The 26,624-nt window shown below is 53.5% G+C and carries 23 protein-coding genes, 1 tRNA gene and 1 riboswitch; of the genes, 17 read left to right on the top strand and 7 right to left on the bottom strand.

Annotated features, from left to right (window positions below):
* The first annotated feature begins 8 nt into the window (after window positions 1-8).
* The gene (locus AC4IE8_RS15630; RefSeq protein WP_490791421.1) at window positions 9-2,699 is read left to right on the top strand and encodes an MGH1-like glycoside hydrolase domain-containing protein; all 2,691 of its coding nucleotides are present in this window, start codon (window positions 9-11) and stop codon (window positions 2,697-2,699) included.
* A 394-nt stretch (window positions 2,700-3,093) separates the two neighbouring features.
* Here the strand turns inward: AC4IE8_RS15630 and AC4IE8_RS15625 are convergent, their stop codons facing one another.
* On the bottom strand, window positions 3,094-4,365 hold the full coding sequence (locus tag AC4IE8_RS15625) for an FGGY-family carbohydrate kinase (RefSeq protein ID WP_490791420.1): 1,272 nt from the start codon (window positions 4,363-4,365) through the stop codon (window positions 3,094-3,096).
* A 28-nt stretch (window positions 4,366-4,393) separates the two neighbouring features.
* A complete protein-coding gene (queF, locus tag AC4IE8_RS15620; protein ID WP_068995254.1) occupies window positions 4,394-4,783 on the bottom strand; it encodes a preQ(1) synthase in 390 nt (129 codons plus the stop codon).
* Between the two features lie 174 nt (window positions 4,784-4,957).
* Here queF and smc point away from each other — a divergent pair, with 174 nt between their 5' ends.
* From smc to AC4IE8_RS15600, 4 genes are all read left to right on the top strand, one after another.
* Complete coding sequence (gene smc, locus AC4IE8_RS15615) at window positions 4,958-8,461, top strand: chromosome segregation protein SMC (protein WP_490791419.1); 3,504 nt, start codon at window positions 4,958-4,960, stop codon at window positions 8,459-8,461.
* 4 nt (window positions 8,462-8,465) lie between these two features.
* Complete coding sequence (zipA, locus tag AC4IE8_RS15610; RefSeq protein WP_068995256.1) at window positions 8,466-9,311, top strand: cell division protein ZipA; 846 nt, start codon at window positions 8,466-8,468, stop codon at window positions 9,309-9,311.
* Window positions 9,308-11,335: an NAD-dependent DNA ligase LigA gene (gene ligA, locus AC4IE8_RS15605; protein WP_068995257.1), complete on the top strand. Its 2,028-nt coding sequence runs from the start codon at window positions 9,308-9,310 to the stop codon at window positions 11,333-11,335. The genes zipA and ligA overlap by 4 nt, the downstream gene beginning before the upstream one ends.
* Window positions 11,336-11,535: 200 nt before the next feature.
* A complete protein-coding gene (locus AC4IE8_RS15600; RefSeq protein ID WP_490791418.1) occupies window positions 11,536-11,832 on the top strand; it encodes a segregation and condensation protein A in 297 nt (98 codons plus the stop codon).
* A 58-nt stretch (window positions 11,833-11,890) separates the two neighbouring features.
* On the opposite strand, the gene AC4IE8_RS15595 is transcribed toward AC4IE8_RS15600, so the two are convergent.
* From AC4IE8_RS15595 to AC4IE8_RS15580, 4 genes are read right to left on the bottom strand one after another with little or no spacing between them, the layout of a single operon-like run.
* On the bottom strand, window positions 11,891-12,907 hold the full coding sequence (locus AC4IE8_RS15595; protein WP_068995259.1) for a peptidylprolyl isomerase: 1,017 nt from the start codon (window positions 12,905-12,907) through the stop codon (window positions 11,891-11,893).
* 47 nt (window positions 12,908-12,954) lie between these two features.
* Complete coding sequence (locus AC4IE8_RS15590) at window positions 12,955-13,257, bottom strand: YciI family protein (RefSeq protein ID WP_068995260.1); 303 nt, start codon at window positions 13,255-13,257, stop codon at window positions 12,955-12,957.
* Entirely contained in the window at window positions 13,258-13,923 is a 666-nt protein-coding gene (locus AC4IE8_RS15585) for a septation protein A (protein WP_490791417.1), read from the bottom strand.
* A gap of 58 nt (window positions 13,924-13,981) precedes the next feature.
* Window positions 13,982-14,734, bottom strand: a complete 753-nt coding sequence (locus tag AC4IE8_RS15580; protein WP_490791416.1) for a hypothetical protein — start codon at window positions 14,732-14,734, stop codon at window positions 13,982-13,984.
* A 148-nt stretch (window positions 14,735-14,882) separates the two neighbouring features.
* On the opposite strand from AC4IE8_RS15580, the gene AC4IE8_RS15575 reads away from it, so the two are divergent.
* Genes AC4IE8_RS15575 through AC4IE8_RS15540 form a run of 8 tightly spaced genes read left to right on the top strand, consistent with a single transcriptional unit; the run spans window position 14,883 to window position 21,718 of the window.
* Complete coding sequence (locus AC4IE8_RS15575; RefSeq protein WP_490791415.1) at window positions 14,883-15,752, top strand: PHP domain-containing protein; 870 nt, start codon at window positions 14,883-14,885, stop codon at window positions 15,750-15,752.
* A gap of 12 nt (window positions 15,753-15,764) precedes the next feature.
* The gene (locus tag AC4IE8_RS15570; protein ID WP_068995263.1) at window positions 15,765-16,388 is read left to right on the top strand and encodes an L-threonylcarbamoyladenylate synthase; all 624 of its coding nucleotides are present in this window, start codon (window positions 15,765-15,767) and stop codon (window positions 16,386-16,388) included.
* Between the two features lie 7 nt (window positions 16,389-16,395).
* Window positions 16,396-17,088, top strand: coding sequence for a site-2 protease family protein (locus AC4IE8_RS15565; RefSeq protein ID WP_068995264.1), 693 nt, complete (start codon window positions 16,396-16,398; stop codon window positions 17,086-17,088).
* A 2-nt stretch (window positions 17,089-17,090) separates the two neighbouring features.
* Entirely contained in the window at window positions 17,091-18,308 is a 1,218-nt protein-coding gene (locus tag AC4IE8_RS15560) for a tryptophan--tRNA ligase (RefSeq protein WP_071892873.1), read from the top strand.
* Window positions 18,309-18,351: 43 nt separating this feature from the next.
* Window positions 18,352-19,170: a segregation and condensation protein A gene (locus AC4IE8_RS15555; protein ID WP_490791414.1), complete on the top strand. Its 819-nt coding sequence runs from the start codon at window positions 18,352-18,354 to the stop codon at window positions 19,168-19,170.
* 1 nt (window position 19,171) lies between these two features.
* Window positions 19,172-20,152, top strand: coding sequence for an SMC-Scp complex subunit ScpB (gene scpB, locus AC4IE8_RS15550; RefSeq protein WP_083226278.1), 981 nt, complete (start codon window positions 19,172-19,174; stop codon window positions 20,150-20,152).
* Window positions 20,153-20,165: 13 nt separating this feature from the next.
* Window positions 20,166-21,077, top strand: coding sequence for a 23S rRNA pseudouridine(2605) synthase RluB (gene rluB, locus AC4IE8_RS15545; RefSeq protein WP_490791510.1), 912 nt, complete (start codon window positions 20,166-20,168; stop codon window positions 21,075-21,077).
* Window positions 21,074-21,718 (top strand): endonuclease III domain-containing protein, encoded by a 645-nt coding sequence (locus tag AC4IE8_RS15540; RefSeq protein ID WP_068995267.1) that lies wholly within the window; start codon window positions 21,074-21,076, stop codon window positions 21,716-21,718. Before rluB ends, AC4IE8_RS15540 begins: the two co-directional genes overlap by 4 nt.
* Before the next feature lie 17 nt (window positions 21,719-21,735).
* Here AC4IE8_RS15540 and AC4IE8_RS15535 read toward each other — a convergent pair whose 3' ends face one another.
* On the bottom strand, window positions 21,736-22,665 hold the full coding sequence (locus AC4IE8_RS15535) for a GGDEF domain-containing protein (protein WP_490791413.1): 930 nt from the start codon (window positions 22,663-22,665) through the stop codon (window positions 21,736-21,738).
* 311 nt (window positions 22,666-22,976) lie between these two features.
* On the opposite strand from AC4IE8_RS15535, the gene AC4IE8_RS15530 reads away from it, so the two are divergent.
* The 4 genes from AC4IE8_RS15530 to AC4IE8_RS15515 all read left to right on the top strand — a co-directional run bounded on the left by AC4IE8_RS15530 (window position 22,977) and on the right by AC4IE8_RS15515 (window position 26,565).
* Entirely contained in the window at window positions 22,977-24,014 is a 1,038-nt protein-coding gene (locus tag AC4IE8_RS15530) for a thioredoxin family protein (protein WP_490791412.1), read from the top strand.
* An 86-nt stretch (window positions 24,015-24,100) separates the two neighbouring features.
* Window positions 24,101-24,176 (top strand) — tRNA-Lys (locus tag AC4IE8_RS15525).
* Window positions 24,177-24,655: 479 nt separating this feature from the next.
* Entirely contained in the window at window positions 24,656-25,621 is a 966-nt protein-coding gene (locus AC4IE8_RS15520) for a GGDEF domain-containing protein (protein ID WP_490791411.1), read from the top strand.
* A 377-nt stretch (window positions 25,622-25,998) separates the two neighbouring features.
* Window positions 25,999-26,087, top strand: a riboswitch (cyclic di-GMP riboswitch).
* Between the two features lie 208 nt (window positions 26,088-26,295).
* Window positions 26,296-26,565 carry a hypothetical protein gene (locus tag AC4IE8_RS15515; RefSeq protein ID WP_068995270.1) on the top strand — a complete coding sequence of 90 codons (270 nt, stop codon included), beginning with the start codon at window positions 26,296-26,298 and terminating at the stop codon, window positions 26,563-26,565.
* Window positions 26,566-26,624: the final 59 nt, after the last annotated feature.

Genomic DNA, 26,624 nt, shown 5'->3' with positions numbered 1-26,624 from the left:
GAGTGGGGATGAACGACCGGCAACTCAATGAAGAGCAACTGCGCCTGCAACAACAGCGCAATGGAGAAGAAGAGTGGAATCTGTGGGGTCCCTATCTCTCCGAACGGGCCTGGGGAACCGTCCGTGAGGACTACAGCCCTGGAGGCACCGCCTGGGAGTATTTCGATCATGATCAGGCCAGGTCCAGGGCCTATCGCTGGAACGAGGATGGCCTCGGTGGTCTCAGTGATGAGAAGCAGCGTCTCTGCTTTGCCTTGGGAATATGGAATGGGGTGGATCCGATTCTGAAAGAGCGTGCCTTCGGCCTCACCGGCAATCAGGGCAACCGGGGTGAAGATGTTAAAGAGTACTACTTCTACACCGATGCGACCCCCAGTCATAGCTGGTTAAGATATCTCTATAAATACCCCCAGGCCGAATATCCCTACTCAAGACTGGTGGAGGAGAACCGCCATCGGGACAGACTCGCCCCCCCTTTCAATCTGCTCGACAGCGGAGCCTTTGACGAAAACCGCTATTGGGATGTCTCGGTCATCTACGCCAAGGCCGAAGCTGATCAGATTCATATCCGGATTACGATTCAGAATCATGCTGAACAGGGCGCTCAGCTACACCTGCTTCCCCAGCTCTGGTTTCGCAACGACTGGTCCTGGGGGGAAGAGACCAACAAGCCTTCAATAGAGAAGCACGACACCGGTCCGACAGCCAACTGGTGTGTTCAGGCATCGCACCAGGAGCTGGGGGATTACCATCTTTATGGTGAACAGCAGGCGGAACTTCTGTTCACCGAAAACGAAACCAATTCACAGAAGCTCTGGGGTGTTGCACCGCAGACACCCTATGTGAAAGACGCCTTTCACCGATTGATCGTTGATGGAGAACAGGCTGCGGTCAATCCACAGCAACAGGGGACAAAATTCGCTGCCTTGTATCGGCTGGAAGTCCCCGCAGGAGAGTCAAGAAACATCGATCTGGTCTTGAGCCGACAACCGCTAACAGAGCCCTTTGCCGATATGGAGCGCATCATCGCCACGCGTCGCGGTGAGGCGGATGTGTTCTATGATGAGCTGCTGCCGGAGGGAGGACCCGAGGACCACCGCATCATGCGGCAGGCATTGGCGGGAATGATCTGGGGTAAACAGTTTTTCCATTTCGATGTCTATCGCTGGCTGCATGGGGATCACCACCAGCCACCCGATTCGCGCAAGCTTGGGCGTAACCATCAATGGCGGCATTTAAGGGCCGCAGATATTCTCTCCATGCCCGACACCTGGGAGTACCCCTGGTTCGCCGCCTGGGATCTGGCCTTTCACTGTGTGGCATTGGCATTGGTGGATGTGGAGTTTGCCAAACAGCAGATCGAGGTGTTATTGGGAGAGAGCTATCTGCACCCCAATGGCCAGATACCGGCCTATGAGTGGTCCTTCAGTGATGTCAATCCACCGGTCCACGCCTGGGGAGCGCTGAAGGTCTACCGGGCGGAGCGGATCCAACAGGGTAAAGGAGATAAAAACTATCTGCAGCGGGTTTTCCATAAACTGCTGCTCAACTACGCCTGGTGGATCAATCGCAAAGATAAGCATGGTCAGAATCTGTTCGAAGGGGGCTTTCTGGGGCTCGATAACATCTCCGTCTATGACCGTTCCAGGCCATTGCCACCCGGTTATACCCTAAAACAGGCGGATGCCACCGGCTGGATGGCCATGTTTGCCCTGAACATGACGGTGATGGCATTGGAGCTGGCCATCGATGACCCTGACTATGAGAATATCGCAATCCAGTGCTACGAACAGTTTCTTGCGATTGCCAAGGCGATCAGTGGCAGTGATGAGCACGGCCCCTCGTTATGGGATATGGAAGCGGGTTTCTTCAAGGATCTGCTGATCACTCCCTACGGCACCTACCACCGGATCGATGTCTATTCCTGGGTTGGACTGATTCCCATGTTCGCCACGGAAGTGGTGGATAAACGCTTACTGGAGAATGTCCCCAGATTCAGAGAGATGTTGAAGGTGCATAAAAAGGGGCTGTTTCAGGGCAGCTATGTCTGTGCCTGCCCGGATTGGGAAAATGACCAGGGTGAACATCTGCTGGCACTGGTCGACCACTCGATGCTGCCGCGTATTCTCAATCGACTGTTGAATGAGGATGAATTTCTCTCATCCTATGGTGTGCGCAGCCTGAGTAAACTGCATCAACACTATCGGGATCTGGGCGAATTGCCGGGGATTGGCCACATCGGCATCCACTATGCACCTGGTGAATCGGAGAGCCATCTGTTTGGCGGCAACTCCAACTGGCGCGGTCCGGTCTGGATACCGACCAATTATGCATTGATACAAGCAATTGAGAAGTTTCACCGGTTTCTTGGTGATGGTTTCAAATATGAAGTTCCTGCACTCTCGGATGAACCCCTGACTCTACGCGACATCGCCACGCTGATCTCCGAACGTCTGGTCAATCTCTACCGGCGTGATGGGGATGAACGCGTGCCTGCATTAAGACGTGACAGCCCATTCCAAACCGAAGAGGCCTGGCGTGATCTCAGCTTGTTTTATGAATATTTTCATGCCGAGACAGGGCAGGGACTCGGTGCTGCCCACCAGACCGGTTGGACAGGATTGTTGGCGAACTTAGTGATGCGTCGTTATCGCAAGGATATCCCCGTGTTTTTAGGTGAGGATGAGTCAGTGGGGTAGAGAATTTCATCTGTAGCTGGGGCTAATTAATTTGCTTATTTTTATTGTCTCTTGGTTTGTTCTTCTTCCTATGTAAACCCGATGGAATGATTGCTGGCAGATACAGAAATGAGCTCAGCGATACTATGCCTACATAGAACAGAAAAACCTATCAATCCAGTGTTCAATGGTCAGTTTAAAATCTCACTTCATGCAACTCACGGCGAGAAAATGATTTCGTATTTTCTTTCGTTCTTTTTCTAATCCATCAAATATTGAGTGCGCTGAATAGATTTCAAAACTCTTAATCAACAAAACTTAATTGAAAACTGCAGATTTAGATTGCTACTTAAACTTGAGTCGACATGGTTTGTTATCGAATAATAGTAGTAGGGCCTGTTAACACGAATTCAGCTTAAACTCTATTCAAGGCAAGCAGAGCTGCTCCATAAGCCGCTTCTTGTTGAACAGCGCTGAGTACCGGTACCTCTAATCGCTGTTCCCTCATTTGCCGCCATGGCTCATTAACAGCGCCACCACCAATCGAGAAAACCCTTTTGGGACTAGGCGCATCAAGCTCCTGCAATCGCTGATAACCCTGTTGCTCGATCTTGGCGATACCTTCGAGGATTGCCTGGAAGAAAATGCTGTCACTTTCTGGTCTGGGGCTTAATCTGGGTGCCAGGTCTGGATCGTTAATTGGAAACCGCTCCCCGGCTGACACGAGTGGGTAGTAGTTCAGGCCAGTGAGTCGATCGAGTTGCATCGCAGCGGTCAATCCGGGGAGTTCATTAGGTCTGAAGTAGTGACGCAATACAGCGCCACCACTGTTCGATGCGCCACCCACCAACCACCGGTCGCCAAGGCGATGGCTGTAAATACCATATCGTGAGTCGAAAATCGGTTTATCCGAGAGAATCTTCAATACCAGGGTGCTGCCAAGAGATGTAACCGCATCACCGATCTCATTAGCTCCGGTTGCCAGGCAGGCTGCGTTGCTGTCAGTAGTGCCAGCCACTACAGTGATTCCACTTTTCAAGCTGGTAGCTTGGGCCGCTTCCTTGCTCAATTTCGCAACCGATGTACTGCAGGGGTGAACCTGGGGCAGGCAGTTGGTATCGATATCATGACTGTTGACCCACTCCGGCCATTGACGACTGATCGGGTCGTATCCCATCTTCAGTGCATTATTCTCATCACTGATCCGGTAGTTTCCAGTCAGGCGCCCCACAATCCAATCCGCTTGGTGTAGGGCGTAGTAGTGTTCTGTCTGCAGTTTGCGGCTGAGATGCAGCAGCTTTGCCAGACTTGAACTGGCGCTCAATACCGGGCTACCTTCAGGTGCTATTTGTTTCAACAGTTCCAGACTGTCACGGCTGCGACTGTCGTTGTACATCAGTGCCGGGGTGAGCGGCGTGCCCTGGTGGTCGGTCAGTAGCAGGGTTGAGGAGGTGCCATCCACGGCAATCGCATCCACCGGTTTGCTACCGATTTTTGCTACGGTTTCCTGCAACAGCCCGGTGACCGCTTGCCACCAGTCCTGTGGGTTTTGTTGCTGCTCGCCTTTTGCTGACGAAACTGAATCCGGCAAAGGCCGGGTCAGGGTAGAGACCACATCGGCACGCTCATCGATTGCGATCACACGGCAACCTGAGGTGCCCAGATCGATGCCTATGCAGAGTCCCATGATCCTGTCCCGGTGTTGATGGTTGCAATCAGGGCAGGGTGACCGGTGCCGGTGGCTGCCAGTCTTCTGCTCTGTGGTCTGCCACCACAGTGGTATAAATGCCACCGCGAACGTTAAATTCGGCGGTCAGCCGCATATAACGGGGTTGGGTGGCGGCCACCAGATCCGCCAGAATCTCATTGGTCACCGCTTCGTGGAAAGCCCCCTGATCGCGGAATGACCAGATGTACATCTTCAGGGCTTTGAGTTCGACGCAAAGCTTCTCGGGAACATACTCCAGAGTCATTTCAGCAAAATCGGGCTGGCCGGTTTTCGGGCAGAGGCAGGTGAATTCAGGGATGTTGATGCGGATCGTATAGTCCCTTTCCGGTTGAGGATTTTCGAAAGTTTCCAGATCTTTGCTTGGTTGGCTGGGCATGGTTTCACAGTCTCGTCAGTAAAATGGCGATGAATTATACGTGAGCCAGTGCCCAGTCTGAAACATTTCATTTATAAGCTTGTAAAAACAGTGAGTTATAAAAAAGAGTTCAGGTACAAATTTTTGCTTTTGTCCCCTGTAACATTGCCCCTCTTTGGTGTATCTTAGCGGCCCATGCGTCTGGAGAAAATCAAGCTCGCCGGGTTTAAATCATTCGTCGATCCAACCACTGTGCCGATTCCCAGTAATCTGGTCGGCGTCGTTGGGCCGAATGGTTGCGGCAAATCCAATGTTATCGATGCGGTCCGCTGGGTGATGGGTGAAAGCTCAGCCAAAATGCTGCGCGGCGAATCGATGGCGGATGTCATATTCAATGGCTCGTCAGCCCGCAAGCCAGTCGGTACGGCCACCATCGAACTGCTTTTCGACAATGCGGAAGGGCGGGCCGGTGGTCAGTATGCCCAGTACAACCAGATATCGGTCAAACGTCAGGTCTCCCGTGACGGTCAATCCCTCTACTATTTAAACGGCGTGCGTTGCCGTCGTCGTGATATTACCGATCTCTTCTTAGGCACCGGTCTGGGGCCACGCAGCTACTCGATCATTGAACAGGGCATGATCTCCCGCCTGATCGAAGCGCGACCGGAAGATCTGCGTACCTTCCTCGAAGAGGCGGCCGGTATCTCCAAATATAAGGAGCGTCGTCGGGAGACCGAGAACCGCATCCGTCATACCCGGGAGAATCTGGAACGTCTCACCGATCTGCGGGACGAAGTGGCGAAACAGCTGCAACATCTGCAGCGCCAGGCGGCAACTGCAGAAAAGTATCAAACCCTGAAACAGGAAGAGCGCCAGACCAAGGCGGAGTTGCTGGCACTGCGCTGGCGCACCCTGGACGAGAATCTGCAACAGCGCGAGCGCAACATCGCCGAGCTGCAGAACCATCTGGAAGCGGCTCTGGCGGAGCAGCGCAAGCTGGAGTCGGTGATCGAGGAGGATCGGGAGAAGCACACCGAAGCCAACGATCTGTTCAACGAGGTTCAGGGGCGGTTTTACAGTCTGGGTGCTGAGATCAGCGGTCTGGAGCAGGCGATCCAGTTTGCCCGGGATACCCAGAAACAGCAGCAACAGGATCTGGAGCAGGTCGAACAGGCCTTTCAGGAGTCGGAGGCCCATCGGGCGCAGGATGAGACCAGGCTGAATGAGCTGAATCAAAACCTGCAGACCGAAGAGCCACTGCTGATGGAGGCCCGTGAGGATGAACATAAACTCTCCGAAGCGCTGAACCAGTCCGAGCAGGCCATGCAGAGCTGGCAGGCGGAGTGGGAACAGTTCAATCAGCAGGCCGCGGAACCGGCCCAGACCGCTCAGGTGGAGCGTACCCGGATCAACCATCTTGAGCAGCAGGGGGGCAATCTGGAGCGCCGTCTGCAGCGATTCGATGAAGAGCTGTCGCGCCTGGATGACAGCCGTCTGCTGGGTGAGATCGGCGAGCTGGAAGCGGAGGAGTCGGGCCAGAAAGAGTCGGTGGATATCCTGCACAATCAGTTGAGTGAGATGGTCGAACAGATCAATCAACAGCGGGAACTCAACAACCAGCAGGCGAATCATCTCGACCAGGCTCGGGCGGAACTGCAATCGAACAAAGGCCGTCAGGCCTCCTTGGAGGCGCTGCAACAGGCTGCTCTTGGTGAGGCGGAAAGTGATATCGCCGAGTGGCTGGAGCGTACCCAGTTACAGTCGGCCCAGCGTCTGGCACAACAGATCAAAGTCACCCCACGCTGGCAACAGGCGGTTGAGGTGGTGCTCGGTTTTCATCTGCAGGCGGTCTGCATCGAGAATCTCGATCAACTGAATGATGCATTACCTCAATTGCAGAAAGGCACGCTGACCCTGTGGGAAGGCCGCGCTGCCAGCACAGCCGCACCCCAGGCGGATGATCTCGCTACCCAGATCGAGGCTCCCTGGAGTCTGCAGAATCTGCTGGACGGAGTGCGCATGGTGGATGATCTGCCGACCGCGCTGCATCGTCGCCACAGTCTCAATCCGGGCGAGTCGCTGATCACCCCCGAGGGGATCTGGCTTGGCCGCAACTGGCTGAGAATCACCCGCGAGGCGGATGAGCGGGCCGGTGTGCTGGGTCGGGAAGAAGAGCTGCGCATCCTGAAACAGACCCTGGAAGAGCAACAGCGGCAGGTGGACGAACTGACTGAACAGCTGGAGCAGGGGCGTGAACGACTGAATCATCTGGAGCAGGAGCGGGAGCAGTCTCAGTCCAGCTACAACCAGCTCAACCGGGCCCTGTCCGAGGTGCGTTCCAATCTGAGCAGCAAGCGGACCCGGGCCGATCATCTGCGCCAGCGCCGCGAGCAGTTGCAGCAGGAGCAGCAGGAGATCGCCGAGCAGATCGAGAACGATCATCTGCTGATGGAAGAGACCCGTCAGCGCCTGCATTTGGCCCTGGAAGCGATCGAGACCCTGGGCAGCCGACGGGAGTCTCTGGTACAACATCGTGATGAGTTGAGAACCCAGGTCGCTGAGGCCCGAGAGAAGCTTAATCAACAGCGTACGGCCACCCACCAGAGGGAACTGCAGGTCGAATCGATGCGCACGGTGCACACCTCGCTGACCCAGAACCTGCAACGGGCCCGCAGTCAGCTGGAGCAGTTGTCCCAGCGCCGGGGTGAGTTGAAGCTGAACCTGGAGAGTGCCGAGGAACCGATGCAGCAACAGCTGCAGGATCTGAATGTCAAACTGGAAGCCCGCAGCGCTGTCGAGCAGGAGCTGAACCAGGTCCGCCAGGGACTGGAGGATGTGGATGGCCAGCTGCGTGAGAAAGAGCAGCAGCGGCATCAGGCCGAGCAGCGGGTGCAACAGCGCCGGGACAAGCTGAACCAGGCTCAATTGCAAAGTCAGGAAGTCTCAGTACGCCGCAACACACTGCAGGAGCAGCTGGACGAAGGTGGATTGGTTGTGGAAGAGCTGTTCAAGACCATGCCTGAAGATGCCGGCGAATCCCTCTGGCAACAGAAGGTGGAGACACTGGCCAACCGGATCCAGCGACTCGGACCGATCAATCTGGCGGCCATCGACGAGTTTCAGGAGCAGTCCGAACGCCTGAAATATCTTGAAGAGCAGCATGCGGATATCACCAGCTCCCTGGAAACCCTGGAAAACGCCATTCGCAAGATCGATCGGGAGACCCGTACCCGGTTCAAAGAGACCTTCGATAAGGTCAACTCCGGTATCAAGGATCTGTTCCCCCGGCTATTTGGTGGCGGTCACGCTTATCTGGAGTTGACCGGTGAAGATCTGCTGGATACCGGTGTCACCGTGATGGCGCGCCCACCGGGCAAACGCAACGCCAGCATCCACCTGCTCTCCGGTGGTGAGAAGGCACTGACGGCGGTGGCGTTGGTTTTCTCCATATTCCAGTTGAATCCGGCGCCTTTCTGTATGCTCGATGAGGTGGATGCGCCATTGGACGATGCCAATGTGGGACGCTTTTGCGAGATGGTGAAATCGATGTCCGATCAGGTACAATTCATTTTTATTACCCACAATAAGATCACCATGGAAATCGCTAACCAACTCTCTGGTGTCACCATGCATGAACCGGGTGTGTCGCGTTTGGTAACTGTCGATGTAGAGGAGGCGGCTCAGCTGGCCGCTCTGTAAACTCATGGATGCCACAACCCTGCGTATCGTTCTGTTACTGCTTGGTCTGGTATTTCTGGCCGCCATCTACTTCTATGAAACCAACCGTCGCAAACGCGAATCGTCCCAAGCGCGGCGTCGGGTTGTGCCGGAGTTCAAAGAGCCTGAAATCGCACCACCCACAGAAGAGGATCCCGTCGCTGATGAGGTGACGATGGACCACTCGGAGAATCTCCACCACCAGGAGGAGGATACCTGGGCTCAGTGGGAGGAAGAGGATACGGAACAGCTCAACGATGAGTTTCCCGATTCTGAACCCATGCGTGCCGATGATGAGATTACCTCGGATCTGGAGATGCGCACCGACGACAGCTTTGAAACCCCGGAGCAGCACGAGTTGTTCGGATTCAGTGCTCAGGAAGAGTCGCCGGTGGACGTGCCGAAGCTGATCATCCAGATCAATCTGAAGGCCAGGAATGCCCCCTTCAACGGTCTCGATATCCAGAAAGCGATGAGCGAGACCGGTCTGGTGTTGGGCAGTCTCTCGATCTATCACCGGCTCAGTGGTGACAGCCGGCAGACCCCCCAGTTCAATCTGGCGAGCATGGTTGAGCCCGGTACTTTTCCTACCGAGGATGTGGAGCAGTTCAGTACTCCAGGTCTGACCCTGTTTACCCAGCTACCGGTGCCGGGCGATAGTATGGCGGTCTTCTCCGACCTGCTGTTTACCGCCGAGCGCTTGGCGGCCCTTCTGGATGGAGAGCTGCAGGATGAGACCCACAGTGTCCTGTCCAAGCAGACCATTGAGCACCTGCGCGGTCAGATCGTGGAGCATCGTCGACAGGTTCAACTGGCCCGGAGTAAAGGTTGAATCCCAGCCAGGAGATCCTCTCCCGGATCGAGGTGTTGCGTCAGCAGATCAACGATCACAACCGACGCTACTACGTCTTTGACGACCCACTGATTCCCGATGCGGAGTATGACCGGCTGATGCGGGAACTGCAGTCTCTTGAGTCGGAGTACCCAGAGCTGATCAGTCCGGATTCACCAACCCAGCGAGTTGGTGACAAGCCCTTGTCCGGTTTCGATGAGGTGGTCCATCAAGTGCCAATGCTCTCCCTCGACAATGCGTTTGACGATGACGAGATGAGGGATTTTGAACGCCGCATTAAAGATCGTCTGAAGCTGGCTGAGTCAGAAACGATCAACTATCTGGCCGAACCCAAGCTCGATGGTCTGGCTGTGAGTCTGCGCTATGAACAGGGAAGCCTGGTTCTGGGAGCTACCCGTGGCGATGGCAGCCAGGGTGAGGATGTGACCAGTAACGTGCGCACCATCCAGGCAATTCCACTGAAGCTTCAGGGCGAGCAGTGGCCCGATGTGCTTGAGGTGCGGGGCGAGGTATTCATGCCGAAAGCCGGTTTTGAAAGACTCAACGAGCGTGCCCGTAAAGCCGACGAGAAGACCTTCGTGAATCCACGCAATGCCGCCGCCGGATCGCTGCGGCAACTGGATCCCCGAATGACGGCTCAGAGGCCGCTGACCTTTCTCGCCTACGGCTTTGGTGAAGTCTCACCGGAGCACGCCGAACTGAATCTCAGTGATCGGATCAACGCACTGAGATCCCTTGGCATTCCAACCTCTCCGTTGATGGCGGTGACAGAAGGCATCCAGGGTTGTATCGATTATTACCGACAACTTGAAACAGAGCGTGATGATCTCCCTTATGACATCGATGGGGTAGTGTTCAAAGTCGATGATTTAGAGCTCCAAGCAGAGTTGGGTTTTGTCTCCCGTGCCCCCCGTTGGGCCGTGGCTTACAAGTTTCCGGCCCAGGAAGAACTGACCCAGGTCGAAGCGATTGAGTTTCAAGTGGGCAGAACCGGTGCCGTCACACCGGTGGCCCGGCTGCAGCCTGTGTTTGTCGGCGGTGTCACGGTAAGCAATGCCACCCTGCATAATATGGATGAGGTGCGGCGCAAGGATGTGAGGGTAGGGGATACGGTGGTGGTGCGAAGGGCCGGTGACGTAATCCCTGAAGTGGTCAGTGTGATCCTTGAAAAGCGTCCGGCCTCCAGTCAATCCGTGGACCTGCCGGATCGTTGTCCGGTATGCGATTCAGAGGTGCTTATCGCAGAAGGTGAAACGGTGGCCCGCTGTTCCGGCGGTCTCTTCTGCCCGGCACAGCGCAAGGAGGCGATCAAACACTTTGCCTCACGCAAGGCGATGGATATCGAAGGGCTGGGCGATAAACTGGTGGAGCAGCTGGTGGAGCTGGAGATGGTCGCTACCCCGGCGGATCTCTACTCGCTTTCCCTTGAACAGCTCAGTGGGCTTGAGCGGATGGCGGAGAAATCGGCGCAAAATCTGCTCGACGCTCTGAGCAAAAGCAAGCAGACTACCCTCAACCGGTTTCTCTATGGATTGGGTATCAGAGAAGTGGGGGAGGCGACGGCACAGGCCCTGGCGCAGCAGTTTCTTACCCTCAAGGCGATCGAGGAGGCCGATGAGGCGTCACTGCAGGAGACATCCGATGTAGGGCCGATCGTGGCTGCCCACATCGTCTCCTTCTTTCGTCAATCCCATAACCGGGTCGTCATCGATGAGCTGTTGCAGGCGGGTATCGAGTGGCCGGTGGTTGCCCGGGTCGAGACAGCGGCTTCATCCCTGGCGGGCAAAACAGTCGTTATCACCGGTACCCTGAGCCGGCCCAGGGATGAGTTCAAACAGACCCTGCAGGCCCACGGGGCGAAAGTCACCGGCAGTGTCTCGAGCAAGACCGATTATCTGTTGGCCGGTGAAGCGGCGGGCTCCAAACTGACCAAGGCAGAAAAGCTGGGAGTCACTGTACTCGATGAAGCGGCCTTGGAAGCTCTGTTGAAACAGGCTGAATAACGTCTCTGGCCGAGCGTTTTATTGGATGCTCCCACGTGTTAGTTTGCAATACTCCGTCTATCCGGCGAGTGCCGACCTAAAGGGTGGGCGAAGTGAGTAATCCATCGGTTTGATTTTCCTGGACCCCGGCAATCCCCGGGGTGACAAAAGATAATCAATCAGGGGATGCTTAAGTATCAAAAGTTTTAGTGGTATGTCTTATGAATGAACAATCGAATCAGGAACGGGAGATCATGATGGTGATGCGGAAACTGCTCACCACCATTGTGCGTGAAGTCACCCCGGAGTCGAAGAGCCTCAAACACCCGTTGTCCGAGAAGACGATCCAGGATATTCGCTATTGTCTCGGGTTGATCACCGCACGGGAGAAGGAGCTTGCCGATGAAGGTGGCCGTACCGCCCAGGAGCGCCCCTATTTTGTTGATGAACCCCCACAGACCAAGGTTGTACCGATTGCCAACATCGGTAAAGCCGGCAAGGAGCCTGAGGAGGAGTAGTCTGTGGAGGGAGATCTCATCCCCAGCCTGATGGCCGGGGATGATGGTTCAGAAAGATCTACTTCTGTTCTGCTGGTGCAGTGGTGTCTCCGCTCTCTTTTTCAGCGGTAGCCTCAGTGGCACTCTCAGACTGCTGTGATGACGCCATTGAGGCATCCTGTTGGGCATCCGGTGCTTGCTTGGCGTTCTTCTCATTGAAGATCAAACTAGCGGAATCACGCAATCCCTGCATATAATCGGTGAGGGCCTTCTGCTGCAGGGCGGTTTGGATTTTACCCTTGACGCTTTCCAGGGTGGGCGCCGGGCTCTGGCGGCTGTCCTCCAGCAGGATCACATGCCAGCCGAACTGGGTCTGTACCGGTGCGGCGGAGTATTTACCCTTCTCCATCCCGGTCAGAGCTTTGGCAAAAGGCTCCACCATCTGTGCGGCATCGAACCAGCCCAGGTCGCCGCCATCTTTACCGGTCGGTCCGGTTGAGTGTTGCTTGGCCAGTTCGGCGAAATCACTGCCACCATCCAACTCGGTGATCAGCTTCTTGGCTTCCTCTTCCTCCTTCACCAGGATGTGTCTCGCCTTATACTCGGTATTCGACTGACTGGCATACTCGGCGTCGTAGATCTGCTGAATCTCTTCGTCGGAGGGCTGATGTTTGGTGGCGTGCTCCTGGATTGCTACCTGGGTCAGCAATTTGGCTTTCAGCAATTCAAGAGAAGCTGAAACATCCTCGCGTTCAGCCAGGCCGGCCTCTTCCGCTGCCTGAGAGACGATCAGAATATTGGCCAGCTCGTTGAGTACGCCCATCTGCATTTCCGCCGAGGTCTTGGCATCGGGCACACCACGCATGCGATCCTGGAAGTAGAGGCTGTACATGGCCCGGGTTACCGGTCTGCCATTCACTGTCAACAGGGTGTTGACGTCCATATCCGCAGCATCGGTTTCTGGCTTCGCCGGCAAGGTGGCTGAACGTTGGTTGTCGTTGGCAACAACTGCGGTTGTCTGTTCCGTAGACTGATTACAGCCGCTAATAAGTCCAGCGCTGCACAGTGCAGCCAGAATGATCTGTTTGTTCATCATTGATCTTACCTTATGGTGATTAGTACTTTTTGGTGTGTTGGTTGAGTCTAGTTAGGCAACACTTTCTTAAAGGGTTTAACGGTTACCCGGGCATAGACACCTGATTTTATATAGGGGTCATCATCCGCCCAGGACTTGGCGCTCTCCAGGCTGTCGAATTCAGCTACGATCAGGCTGCCGGTAAATCCGGCCGGGCCTGGGTCTTCCGCATCCACCGAAGGGTGGGGGCCTGCCAGTATGAGTCTTCCCTCGTTCTGTAACTGTTGCAGTCGTTGTACATGATCCGGACGGATTTTCAGACGCTGTTCCAGACTGTCTTCCCTGTCTTCAGCGATGATCGCGTAGAGCACTCAATTCTCCTCGGTTTCAGGTTCAGGTTCGCGCATATGGCGTGCCAGATAGAAGGCTTGCAGAATCACAAAGCCCAGTGTCAGCCCCATCATGCCAAACAGTTTGAAGTTTACCCAGCTCTCTTCCAGGGAATGGGCATCATGACACATCTGTAATTCAATGCCTTGAAACTGTGTGTGACAGTTATCGAAATCGATTTGTTGCAAGCCACTCAGTTCCATCAGTTGACGTTCAACGACAAAAAAATCGTTCGCCACATAGAGGTTCAGAAAACCCAATAGGATGAAGAACACCCCCCACGCCAGGTTGAGCTTATTCCAGATGGGGTCAGGTACATCGATGGCACTCTCCATCATGCGCTGTACCAGGGGTTTGTTACCGATAAACATGCTGCCGAGAAACACCAGGCCGAATAGCCAGTTGATCACAGTCGGTTTCCACATGATGAAGGTCCGGTCCTGCAGCAGGATGGTCAACCCGCCGAACACCACCAAGATCGCCAGGGTGATCAGATGCATCCGCTCCACATGCCCTTTGCGCAGCCAGCCGTAGCCGACCTGAATCACAGAGGCGGCAATCGCAACACCGGTAGCGATATAGATGCCGTAGAGTTTATAGGCGACAAAAAACAGAATGACTGGAAAAAAATCGGCAAGCAGTTTCATATGGAATCAGTGGGTAAATTCAGGATCGCAAAGGTTTTGTCAGGGATTGTATAACGATTTAATGTAAGGTTCTGGGTGAACTCCAGAGATTGTAATACTTTTCAACGACTTCGCGTACCTGTTGTGGATAATTCAGGGCGTCCATCTGGCTCATGCCCTCTTTGAAAAATGCCGGGGCCTCTTCCGGTATGTACTCAACGAGTATCTCAAAGGCCCGTTCGATAAGTCCTGGTCGGTGACTTCTGGTTGCAATAATAGCTTGGTTAATCAGTAGGATACGCCATGGTTCTGAAGTTGATTCCTGTTTTTTTCTGGTTTTCAGTTCAGGTGCAACCGTATTCAGCAACTCCTGGGCCACCTCATAAAGTTGTTCCAATTCGGCGTTATCCTGATAGGTGTTGGCAAGCCTGGCCAGTGCATTGACGATCGGCTCCAGGGTTTTGATATGCCCCAGGTGTCTGCCCAGCCACAGCGCAAGAGGCAGGGCAAGATCTTCAAACTCTCGGCTCTCTTCGTTGAGCTGCAGCTCCGTCGCCAGTGCGGAAAAATCCATCAACAGGTTGATTCCGTAGTCGCCCAGTTCATTCAATTCATCTTCAGACAGGGTATTGTCCGGTTCGTTCTCTGTCTGCTGGTCAACCAGTTGCAGGATATCGATCAGACGTAACATGGTTTCACGCAGTGCGGTGGGAGAGCGCTCAGGATCGGCCGATGCCCGCATACGCTCCGATTTGATGAGCTCATTGGCGAGTTCATCAAAGCGGCTGCTGATCGTGTTGATGTTCAGGTTATCAAATAACATGGCGGTCATTGTATCAGGCTGCCGGAGTATCGTCTGTGAGATGTGGCTGAACTCTGCTGGATGTTTTTTCAACGCCGGGTCGAGGCAAATTGATGGAAATTCCTGAACTGGCGATTTTTGTATCCGTAACGCAGGACAATGGGTACAATCCGCCCCCATGTTTAGCGTATACGACCTACACAGCCACTCAACCGCCTCCGATGGGACCCTCTCCCCCCGTGCTTTGGTACAGCGTGCCGCTGAGGCAGGGGTCGAAGTGCTGGCCCTGACCGATCACGACACCACAGCGGGTATCGATGAGGCCAGCGAAGCCGCACAGAGCTGTGGTTTGGTTCTGATTCCCGGGGTTGAGGTGTCGGTCAGCTGGAACCGGCAGACCGTGCACCTGGTCGGACTGAATGTCGATCCCCACGATCCCAACCTGAATGGTGGACTGCAGCGGCTGCGGGATTTCCGAGAGTGGCGTGCCGAAGAGATCGGCAGAAGGCTCGATAAAGCAGGGATTTCCGGTGCCTATGAGGGAGCGCGGTCCCTGGCGGAAGGGGGGCTGGTGAGTCGCACCCATTTTGCAAGGTTTCTGGTCCGATCCGGTATCGTTGAAGATGAGCGCAAGGTCTTCAAGCGTTTTCTGGTCAGCGGCAAGCCGGGTCATGTGCCGGGAGCGTGGGCCAGTCTGGAAGAGGCGGTAGGTTGGATTCATGCTGCTGGCGGGCAGGCTGTAATCGCCCATCCGGCCCGCTACAAGATGACCCGCAGCAAATTGCGCCAGTTGTTGAAGACATTTGTCGCTTTGCATGGCGATGGCCTGGAAGTGGTATCCGGCAGTCATAGCCGCGATGACTACATCAATATGGCAAAGCATGCCAAGGATTTTGATCTGATGGCCTCTGCCGGATCCGATTTTCACTGCCCGCAGAATCCCTGGATCGAGCTGGGTCGATTGCCCGGCTTGCCGGAGGGTTGCAAGCCAGTGTGGCAGAATTGGAATCTGTCTGCGCAGACCGAACTACGGAGCCAGCTGGGCTGATCGGGAACTATCATGGCGCAGTTTTTTCAGATCCACCCGGAAAACCCCCAGGTCCGACTGATCCGGCAGGCGGTCAGCATCATTCAGGCTGGTGGCCTGGTGATCTATCCCACCGATTCCAGCTATGCATTGGGATGTCATATCGGCGACAAGGGGGCGATGGAGCGGATCCGCCGAATCCGTAAGGTGGATGACGCCCACAACTTCACCCTGGTCTGCCGGGATCTGACCGAGATATCGAACTACGCGAAGATCGACAATCAGGACTACCGGTTACTGAAAAACCTGACCCCTGGCCCTTATACCTTCATCCACAAGGCAACCAAACAGGTTCCCCGGCGGCTGATGCACCCAAAGCGTAAAACCATCGGTATTCGGGTGCCGGACAACGAGATTGTGCGGTCGCTGCTGCAGGAGCTGGGTGAACCGATCATGAGCACCACCCTGATCCTGCCCGGAGAGGAGATGCCGCTGACCGATCCCTATGAGATGCGCGATCTGTTGGATCACCAGGTGGATCTGATCATCGATGGTGGGTATTGCGGCTACGAAGCCACCACAGTGGTGGTGATGACCGATCATCAGCCTGAGGTTGTGCGCGCCGGGAAAGGCGACACATCCCTGTTCGAGGTATAATTTTCCAATGGAAGGTCTTAGTCTGATTCAAAAACTGGCAATCTTTGTGTTGCCGATGATATTCGCCATCACGGTGCACGAAGCGGCGCACGGCTGGATGGCCAAGCGGCTGGGTGACAAGACCGCGGAGATGCTGGGGCGGGTAACCCTCAATCCCATCAAGCATATCGATCCGGTGGGTACTATCCTGGTTCCACTGGGCGCCTATCTGCTGACCGGCTTCATGTTCGGTTGGGCAAAGCCGGTGCCGGTCAACTGGAACAATCTGCGTCACCCGAAACGGGATATGGGGCTGGTGGCATTGGCCGGTCCGGGCGCCAATCTATTGATGGCGCTGATCTGGGCCGTGATGGTCTACGTCGGGGCCCTCTCACTTGAGCATTTTGATTGGCTGGGTCTGCCGTTGATGCTCATGGGTGTGGCAGGCGTGTTGATTAACGCCGTACTGATGGCGCTGAATCTGATGCCGATACCCCCGCTGGATGGGGGCCGCGTTGTCTACTCCCTGTTGCCCCCCAAACAGGCTCAGATCTACTCCCGGCTTGAGGCCTATGGCCTGTTCATCGTATTGATACTCCTGGTTACCGGTATTCTGGGTTTTCTGCTCTGGCCACTGGTTGGCCTGACGATCAAGATCCTGCCGGCAACCGATCTGGTTACACAACTTATTCCTGTCATTCTCAGTCCCGCAAGGAGTTAGATTTGAATCAGCCATTAAGTGCAAACCGGGTGCTCTCCGGCATGCGTCCCACAGGGCAGCTGCATCTTGGTCACTATCATGGGGTGTTAAAGAACTGGGTTACCCTGCAAGAGGAGTACGACTGCTACTTTTTTGTGGCTGATTGGCATGCGCTGACAACCCATTACGATGATCCGAGTGTGATTCCGGAGAGCATCTGGGATATGGTGATCGACTGGCTTGCGGCCGGTGTGGACAGTGACTCTGCAACCCTGTTTGTGCAGTCTCTGGTGCCAGAACATGCCGAGCTGCATCTGCTGCTCTCCATGATTACCCCTCTGGGTTGGCTCGAACGGGTGCCCAGTTACAAGGACCAGCAGGAGAAGCTGAAAGAGAAGGATCTGGCGACCTACGGATTTCTCGGTTACCCATTGCTGCAATCGGCGGATATTCTGATCTATCGGGCCGCCCAGGTGCCGGTGGGAGAGGATCAGGTTGCCCATGTGGAGCTGACCCGTGAAGTGGCGCGCCGTTTCAACCACATCTATGGGCGTGGCGCCAACTACGAATCGGAGGCAGAGGCCGCCCGCAAGAAGATGGGTAAAAAGGCGGCCAAGCAGTATGCCCAATTGAGAAAGGCTTACCAGGAACAGGGTGATGCGGAAGCTCTGTTGCGAGGGCAGGAACTGCTGGGCGCGCAACAGAATATCAATATGGAAGAGCGGGAGCGACTGCTGGGCTATCTGGAGGGGAGCGGTCGGGTGATTTTGGCTGAGCCTCAACCGCTGCTGACCAAGGCCTCGAAAATGCCGGGTCTCGACGGGCAGAAGATGTCCAAGTCCTACGCAAATACCATCTCTCTGCGGGAGACCCCTGACCAGGTGGAGCATAAGCTGAAACGCATGCCCACTGACACCAATCGGGTGCGCAGAACCGATCCGGGCGATCCTCGCAAGTGTCCTGTTTGGCAGTTTCATGAGGTCTACTCGGACGTGAAGACCCGGGAGTGGGTTCAGGCAGGCTGTACAAGTGCCGGAATCGGTTGTCTCGAGTGCAAAGCCCCGGTAATAGAAGCGGTTCTGGATGAGCTCAAGCCGATACAGGCCAGGGCGGCCGAATTGGAGGCGCAACCGGAGCGGGTTAGGAGTATCATCGAAATGGGCTCCGAGAAGGCCAGGGCGGTGGCCCGGGAGACCATGCGGGAAGTCCGTGAAGCCATGTCATTGCAGATTCTGGGATAATCCACCCGGAATCCAATCAATCAACAGAAGATAATCGTCAGCCATGGAACCGACCGAAAACCATCCCCACCACCATCCGGAGCAGGAGGAGATGCCATTTGCCATGGTGATGGGCGAGCCTCTGGCCACCCCGCCCACCGATCTCTATATTCCGCCGGATGCTCTGGAGGTGTTTCTGGACGCCTTCGAGGGGCCGTTGGATCTGCTGCTCTATCTGATCAGACGTCAGAATCTGGATATCCTCGATATCCCGATTTCTGAAATCACCGACCAGTATGTCAGCTACATCGATATGATGAGTGAGATGCGGCTTGAGCTGGCGGCTGAGTATCTGGTCATGGCTGCCATGCTGGCGGAGATCAAATCCCGCATGTTACTGCCGCGACCGGTCAGCGAGGATGAGGATGTGGATGATCCCAGAGCCGAGCTGATCCGCCGTTTGCAGGAGTATGAGCGCTACAAGCAGGCCGCTGAGGATCTGGATGGTCTGGAGCACATGACCCGGGATACCTTCCAGGGGCATGCAGAGCTGGTTGAACGTCATGTTGAGGTCACTGAGCCCGATGTGGCGTTGCGCGAGATTATGCTGGCGCTTGCCGATGTCATGCATCGCGCCGATATGTTCACCAGCCACCGGGTGGAGAAAGAGCCGTTGTCAGTGCGTGAGAAGATGTCTCACGTACTGCAGAGTATTGATGGTCAGCAGTTTGTCAGCTTCACCGAACTGTTTGATATCACCGAGGGCCGATTGGGCGTGGTGGTGACTTTTCTGGCGGTGTTGGAATTGATCAAAGGATCGCTGATCGAGTTGGTGCAGGCGGAAGCCTTTGCCCCGATTCATGTCAAAGCGAAGATTTCATAAGATGACTGAACAGAACAGACTGAAACAGATCGTAGAGGCAGCACTGCTGGCTGCTGGCAAACCTTTGAGCCTGGATGAGCTGATCGGGCTCTTTGCTGAGTCTGAGCAGCCGGAGAAAAAGAGCCTCAGAGAGGTTCTGGCCGAGCTTGCTGAAGACTACCAAGGGCGCGGCATCGAGGTTACCGAGATTGGCAGCGGATTTCGTATCCAGGTGCGTGCAGAGTTTTCACCTTGGGTCTCCAAGCTGTGGGCCGAGCGTCCGCCAAAATACTCCAGAGCCCTGTTGGAAACCCTGGCGCTGATTGCCTACCGTCAACCGATCACCCGTGGAGAGATTGAAGATATCCGTGGTGTCTCCGTGAGCACCAACATCATCAAGACCCTGACCGAAAGAGAGTGGGTCCGGGTGGTGGGGCATCGGGATGTACCGGGCAAGCCGGCCCTCTATGCCACCACCAAAGAGTTTCTCGACTATTTCAACCTGAAGAGTCTCAATGAGCTGCCAACTCTGGCGGAGATCCGCGATCTCGATTCGATTAATCGAGAACTGGAGTTGCAGGATCCGGACAAGGTGACTGATGAGCATGCCGAAGGTGAAGCGAAGGCGTCAGAGGTTAGTGAGGAAGATCCGGAGTCACAACAGGATGGTGATGACGCAACCCTAACCGATGAGATTGAAACGGAATCTGCCGTGCAGGAATCAGAGGCGGAGTCTGTCGGTGAACCAGAAGTTGGCTCGGAGGCAGAAGTTGAGGTGGATGCTGAAGCTGAGACAGAGGTTTTCACTGAAGCATCCGATGAAGCAGATTCTTTTGATGTTCTGGATAGCGCTGAGACGACTACCGGGGATGATGGCTCAGATCAGCAGATTGATGTTGATACGGAGCCAATGGACGACGTTGAACAACCAGAAACAGAACCGCCTGTGGTGGCCCTGTCCGATGAGGAGCAAACTCCATTGAAGACCAAGATCGATGAGTAGGGACAAACAGCCTATCGGAGATCGCCTGCAGAAAGTGCTGGCCAACGCGGGTCTGGGTTCACGGCGCGAAATCGAAGGCTGGATCGCTGCGGGCCGGGTGGAAGTCAACGGTAAGCTGGCTGAACTGGGTCTCCGGGTCCTGCCGGAAGACAGCATCCGGGTGGATGGCCGACCGGTTTCCAAGCGCAAGCTCGAAGCGCCGGAACGGCAAGTGCTGGTCTACAACAAGCCGGAAGGGGAGCTGGTCACCCGCAATGATCCGGAGAACCGTCGTACGGTTTTTCAACGCTTGCCCAGGCTGGAGCGTGGGCGATGGATTCCGGTAGGTCGGCTCGATATCAACACTTCGGGCCTGCTGCTATTGACGACGGATGGTGAGCTGGCCAATCAATTGATGCACCCAAGTCAGCAGGTGGAGCGGGAGTATGCCGTGCGGGTGATGGGGGAAGTTACCGAGGAGCAACTTCACCAACTGACTCATGGGGTCGAGCTGGATGATGGTCCAGCCCGTTTTGAAGAGATTGTTGAGTCCGGTGGCGAGGGATTCAACCGCTGGTTTCACGTAGTCATCATGGAGGGAAGGCAACGGGAGGTTCGGCGCATGTGGGAAGCGGTTGGCTGTCAGGTCAGTCGACTCAAGCGGGTGCGCTATGGCAGTGTGATACTCGAAAGCGCACTTAAGATCGGACGCTGGCGCTTCCTCAAAGAGAAAGAGATCGAAGAGCTGGCCAATGTATCCGGTGTGAAAACCGAACGACCGAAAAGCAGACCGAAAGCCAAAGCCAAAGGCTACCCGCCAAAAGGTTCAAAACCTCGCCAAAACAGTAAACGAAGTAATACTCGTCAAGCTTCCCAACAGACAAAATCTGTCCCCAAGAACAGTCCATGGAAGGGTAAAAAATCCTCTGGTGGACGCTCTCGTTGAGATCACTCAAGGCTCGACTGGAAGAGCTGTTTGAGCAACTCTCTGCACACTACGGTGCACAGAACTGGTGGCCGGCAGACAGCCCGTTTGAAGTTATGCTGGGTGCGGTACTGACTCAGAATACGGCCTGGACCAATGTCGAAAAGGCGATCCATAATTTAAAAAACCTAAGTGAACTCAACCCGCAAGCGTTACTTGCTATGCCCCGCGAGTCGCTTGCCCAGGCCATCCGGCCATCCGGCTATTACAATCTGAAGGCGGAGCGTTTGCAGAATCTCTGTGGATTGCTGGTGGACAATCCGGCGTTACACAGACTGGAGGATCCACAGCTACGTGAGCAGCTGCTGGGTGTAACCGGGATTGGTCCGGAGACGGCGGATGACATCTTGCTCTATGCCTTTCATCGGCCGGTTTTTGTCATCGATGCTTATACCCGCAGACTGCTTGGGCGGATTGGCTGGGTAGATGGTAGTGTCTCTTATGAGGCGTTACGCCAGACTATTGAGAAGGCCCTGGTTGGAGAAGCGGCCTACTATAACGAGTTTCACGCCCTGATCGTGATTCATGCCAAATCGGTCTGTTGTAAACAGCCCCGTTGCAACGTTTGTCATCTGAGCGGACTCTGTAACTATTCGTGTTAACAGAGGCCCTAGCGCTCTTATTCGCTCATCACGACCCGATTGCGACCCTGGTTCTTGGCGACATAGAGCGCCTCGTCGGCACGCTTGAAGAGTGATTCAGTGGTGTCACCTTCATTCATCATGCTGACGCCCAGACTCAGGGTAACCTGCAGATCCTTCAAGGATTCAACACGCAGGTTTTCGATGTTTTCCCGGATTCTTTCAGCCAACAGTCTGGCGCCGGTCTGATCGGTACCGTTAAGCACCACCACAAACTCTTCACCACCGTAGCGATAGAGTGCGTCACTGCTGCGAATGGTTTGTTCTGCTGCCTTCGCAACCTGTTTCAATACCAGATCACCCACGGCATGACCAAATTGATCGTTAATCCGCTTGAAGAAATCGATATCCATGACGATCACGGAGAGTTCGCTGTTTTTGCGTCGATTGAGCTCGATTTCCCGACTGAAGTTGGAATCGAATGCGGTGCGGTTTTTAATGCCTGTCAGGGAGTCGAGAAACGCACTCTCGATGGCAGCCTGATAGAGCAGTGCATTACGCAGGGGATAGAGCAGGGCAGCGAGAAAATTCTCTACCTGGGCAATTTCAGATTTGTTATAGCGCTTGTTACGACTCACGACGACCTGACCGAGATCGGTATCCAGTACCTTCAGGTTGTAGCCGAGCTTGTTTCTCTGCTCATCCTGGCCAAAGTGCAACTCCAGTCCATTGGTTGGGGCGCAGTAGTCGAGGCTGTCGTAGAGTGCCTGGTTTCCCATCACCTGTGCGAACAGTTCGATCAGGGTATCCACTTCGAGGGTGGTCTGCAGTTTACCACTCAGCTCCATGATCAGGCCGAGGGTACCGTCATCATTGACGACGTCGGCTAAACGACCGAGGATAGGGCCGTTGGTGGGAGTGAAGCGGTCATGATGTATGCTGTGGATACCGGTCATTGTATTGCTCACAAAACTTCTGAAATTCGAGTTTTATTTTGCGAATAACGTGCCAAAATATAAAAAAGTAAAGAAAACAATAAGATAAGATTGTTAATTAGGGGTGGCGTCAAAATGGCGACACATTTCGATCGCCCGGAATTTCGCTTGAATTTGAGAAGAGACAAAAAAATGTCACCACAAAAGCTCTATCCCAGCGTGCAATATCGCCTCAAATATCGCGAGGTAAAATAAACTTGGTGTGGCTGAATTGATGGGAGGATTTCAGTTCGGGATTGTCTGAATCTGAATAGGATAATAAACAACTGATTGAGTGGATCTCCATGTTAAGAACAATCGTTATCACAATGCTGCTGTTTTCGCTCAGCCCATCCCAGGCAGCAGACAATCGGGCCGGATTGGAAGCGGGTATGGTCAATCCAGGGTTTCATGAGAAGCCGGCCTGGTTCAAAAACTCATTCCTCGATCTGGGTGAGGATATTGAGGAGGCTAGCGAAGAGGGAAAGCGGATCATTCTCTATTTTCACCAGGATGGATGCCCCTACTGCGCCAAGCTGCTGAATGAGAACTTCACCATCAAAAAGATCGTGGACAAGACCACGGCCGGTTTTCAACTGATTGGAATCAATATTTGGGGTGATCGCAGCGTCACTGGAATCGATGGCAGTGAGACGACTGAAAAGGCTTTGGCTGAATCCCTGAAAGTGAAATACACCCCAACCCTTCTGTTCCTCGATGAGCAGGGTAGGCGGGTATTGAGACTCAATGGCTACTATCCTCCCCACAAATTTGAGCAGGCCCTCGACTATGTGGCCAAGCATGAGGAGAAGAGGCAGTCCTACAGAGACTATCTGAAAGAGCATCAGCCGGTGGCCGCCAGCGGCAAATTACACCGGCAGGCGGACTATCTGCAACCGCCATTTGATCTGAGGGCATCGGCTCGCAGTGGGAATAAGCCCCTATTGGTGTTGATGGAGATGAAGCAGTGTCCGCCCTGTGACGAACTTCATCAGGATATCCTGAAAAGACCGGAGTTGAGTAAAACCCTACAGGACTTTGATGTCGCTGTCGTGGATGTCTGGTCATCCGAACAACTGATTACACCTGGAGGGAAAACACTGGAATCCACCAAGTGGGCAGAGCAACTGGGGATTCAATATACTCCCAGTATGGTGCTGTTCGATGCGAAGGGTGAGGAGATCTTCCGATCAGAGGGCTATCTGAGGTCTTTCCACACCCATGCCATACTGGATTATATTTTGAGTGGCAGCTATCTGAAGCAGGCCAATTTTCAACGCTATGTGCAGGCCAGAGCCGCTGATATGAGGGCTCGCGGAGATTCTGTGGATTTGATGGAATAGGGCACACAGCAATAAAGCTGAAATTGTTTTAAAATGGGGCTTCACTCGGAGCGGTTTCTAGGGTAGTATTGCGCGTTCCAAATTTCGGGTCGTTAGCTCAGTCGGTAGAGCATCTGACTTTTAATCAGGTGGTCGCAGGTTCGATTCCTGCACGACCCACCATCTTAATCGATACAACACATGTCCTATGCTGTTGTATCAGAATGGTGGTGAATCTCTCTCAATCCCATTTTACGCGCTCTCTTTGTTTGAGTGATATACCACATATTCCCTAACGCTCACCGGCTCCAATACAGTCAAGCGACAATACCATTCTTATCATGGTAGTACTGTTGGGTAATCTGGAAGGTACAAGTAACAACAATGGTTTGTATTCGTTCGGCTGTACTCGATCAGGCCAGGGATCGTTGTCAATGCTGTCTGACAGTGTGCCCAGTTACACATATCTATCACTAAAGGAAATATAAAATCATCCGCCATATTAGTAACCCCGGATTTGCGGGAATGTAATGGAATCATAGAAATACATAAAGGGAGGTTCATGAGTCAGTAGAGGGTCGGGTAAAAAAATGAAAACAATTCCGTACATAGAAGATGACTTTGCCAAGGCATCAGAATATTTGCGATTAGTAATTGCCTTCTTGTCCAAACAAGCTGTACCCCCATCACCCCTGAATTATCGGGTTGGTTACGATTACGTCACAGGCAGGAATAAGAAACTGGAAACCGCGATTAATGGATTGCTCGAAAGTGAGGGGGATGTTTCCACCGAATCCCTTTGGGAGGCTTATCAGCAATTCTTTGTTCAGGATGACAAGGCTTTGGAGAGTATTCGACAGGAGCTGCGTCAGCTTATCACCAGTATCCAAGGTGAATTCAGGCGTTCCGGTGGTGACCTGTCCAGCTATGTCACCAGGCTCAGTCAGTTTTCAACGATCCTGAATGATGCGATCTCACCCGAGGCCATGTCCGCTGAAGTGCAAAAGGTGATTGACGATACTCGTACCATGGAACAGTCCCAGCAGGAAATGGAATCACAGATGTCCAACGTCCTGTCAGAAGTGGAGTCATTGCGTAAGGAATTGGAGCAGGTCAAGCAAGAATCATTGACAGATGCATTGACAGGTCTCGCCAATCGAAGAGCATTCGATACTGCGATCGAACAACATAGCTACTCAGCTCAGAAAAATCCATCTCCATCGCCATTTACCTTGATGTTGATTGATATCGACCATTTCAAGCAATTCAATGACACCTATGGGCACTTGGTGGGGGATAAAGTGCTTCGATTTTTGTCTACGACCCTCAAACACTGCCTCACGGGTAAGGATATTGCTGCGAGGTATGGTGGTGAGGAATTCGCCGTTATCCTGCCACAAACTCCTCTGAGTGGTGCGGATACTGTTGCTGAACAGATCCGGAATTCGATCTCATCAATCGAGCTGAAAGATCGAGTCAATGGAGAGAGTTATGGCAACGTATCCGTCTCTATCGGTATTGCGCAATATAGGTTGAATGAAATGCCGGATGAACTGATACAACGTGTTGATCAAGCCTTGTATCGCGCCAAGGAGCAGGGAAGGAACCGTGTTGAAAAGGCCGCCTGAGGAGGTTGTTTTAGGATCAGTAGATATAGGCACCTCAGTATAAGAGCTCCATAGCTTATAGATTGTGCCTGAAAATATGTCGAATTATTTTACAAATATCAGCAAAAATAAAATTCTTAATATTTAATAATCTGTTTTATAGAGGAAAATATCCAAAGGCATGGGAATTGCTCTCTATTAAGTGGTGTATCCTAATCATGTTATATGTGATTTTAATAGACGTAGTAGATAAATTTATAGGGATTAGCACATCACTGAATATCAACTGGTCGTAGGTTAGGTTTCTGTATACCCGGGATATCAGTTTTAATAACTAAAGAATCACTGACGTGGGTCGCTACAGGCTACAGAAGCAAGTGGTAATTTGCTTCATAACGTGTTCGAAAAGGCAAACTCATCGAAAGGTGGGGACGCAAAATCACAGTCTAAGGGTGGCTGAGCCACCTACGACCGACGGATTACCGAAAACGCGATATGTCACTGGGCAAAATGTCTATTGACATATTAAGACCAATTCCGAGTGTTGTGCGTCTTGTCGTTTCGAACTCCTATGGGTTGTTAGGGGAAGAATGATGTACACACGGTCCAAAGCACAATTAACTTTCCACGGTTTGGTACTGTTACTCATGACTACGGCATTTAATTCTGTAGCGAGTGATCATTATCATGATGTCATGTCCAACAGTGCGGATCAGCAGAAATGGGTATGTGATTATTCAAGAGGGTATGACGACGTACTCTATCTGCGCTGTGATAATCTGATGAGCCTCTATAGTGACCCTTTGATCATGGAAGGGGACTACCAGGATAACTCAACCAAATTTATTCCGATCTGGCGCAAGTCAAGCAATCCGCAAGGGGCAGTGAAACTGGTTAAAGCTGTGCTTTGTAATCAGGATGCTCAATGCAGTGTGCAGATGAAATCACTTTTTGCTGCCAGATAATCAGTTCACTCAATAGATAAATAGAAATACCAATTCCACTTACCTTTGTAAGTGGGGTT

This window comes from Candidatus Thiodiazotropha sp. AKAK2, assembly GCF_058244685.1.
This window is presented reverse-complemented; position numbering and strand designations above follow the sequence as displayed.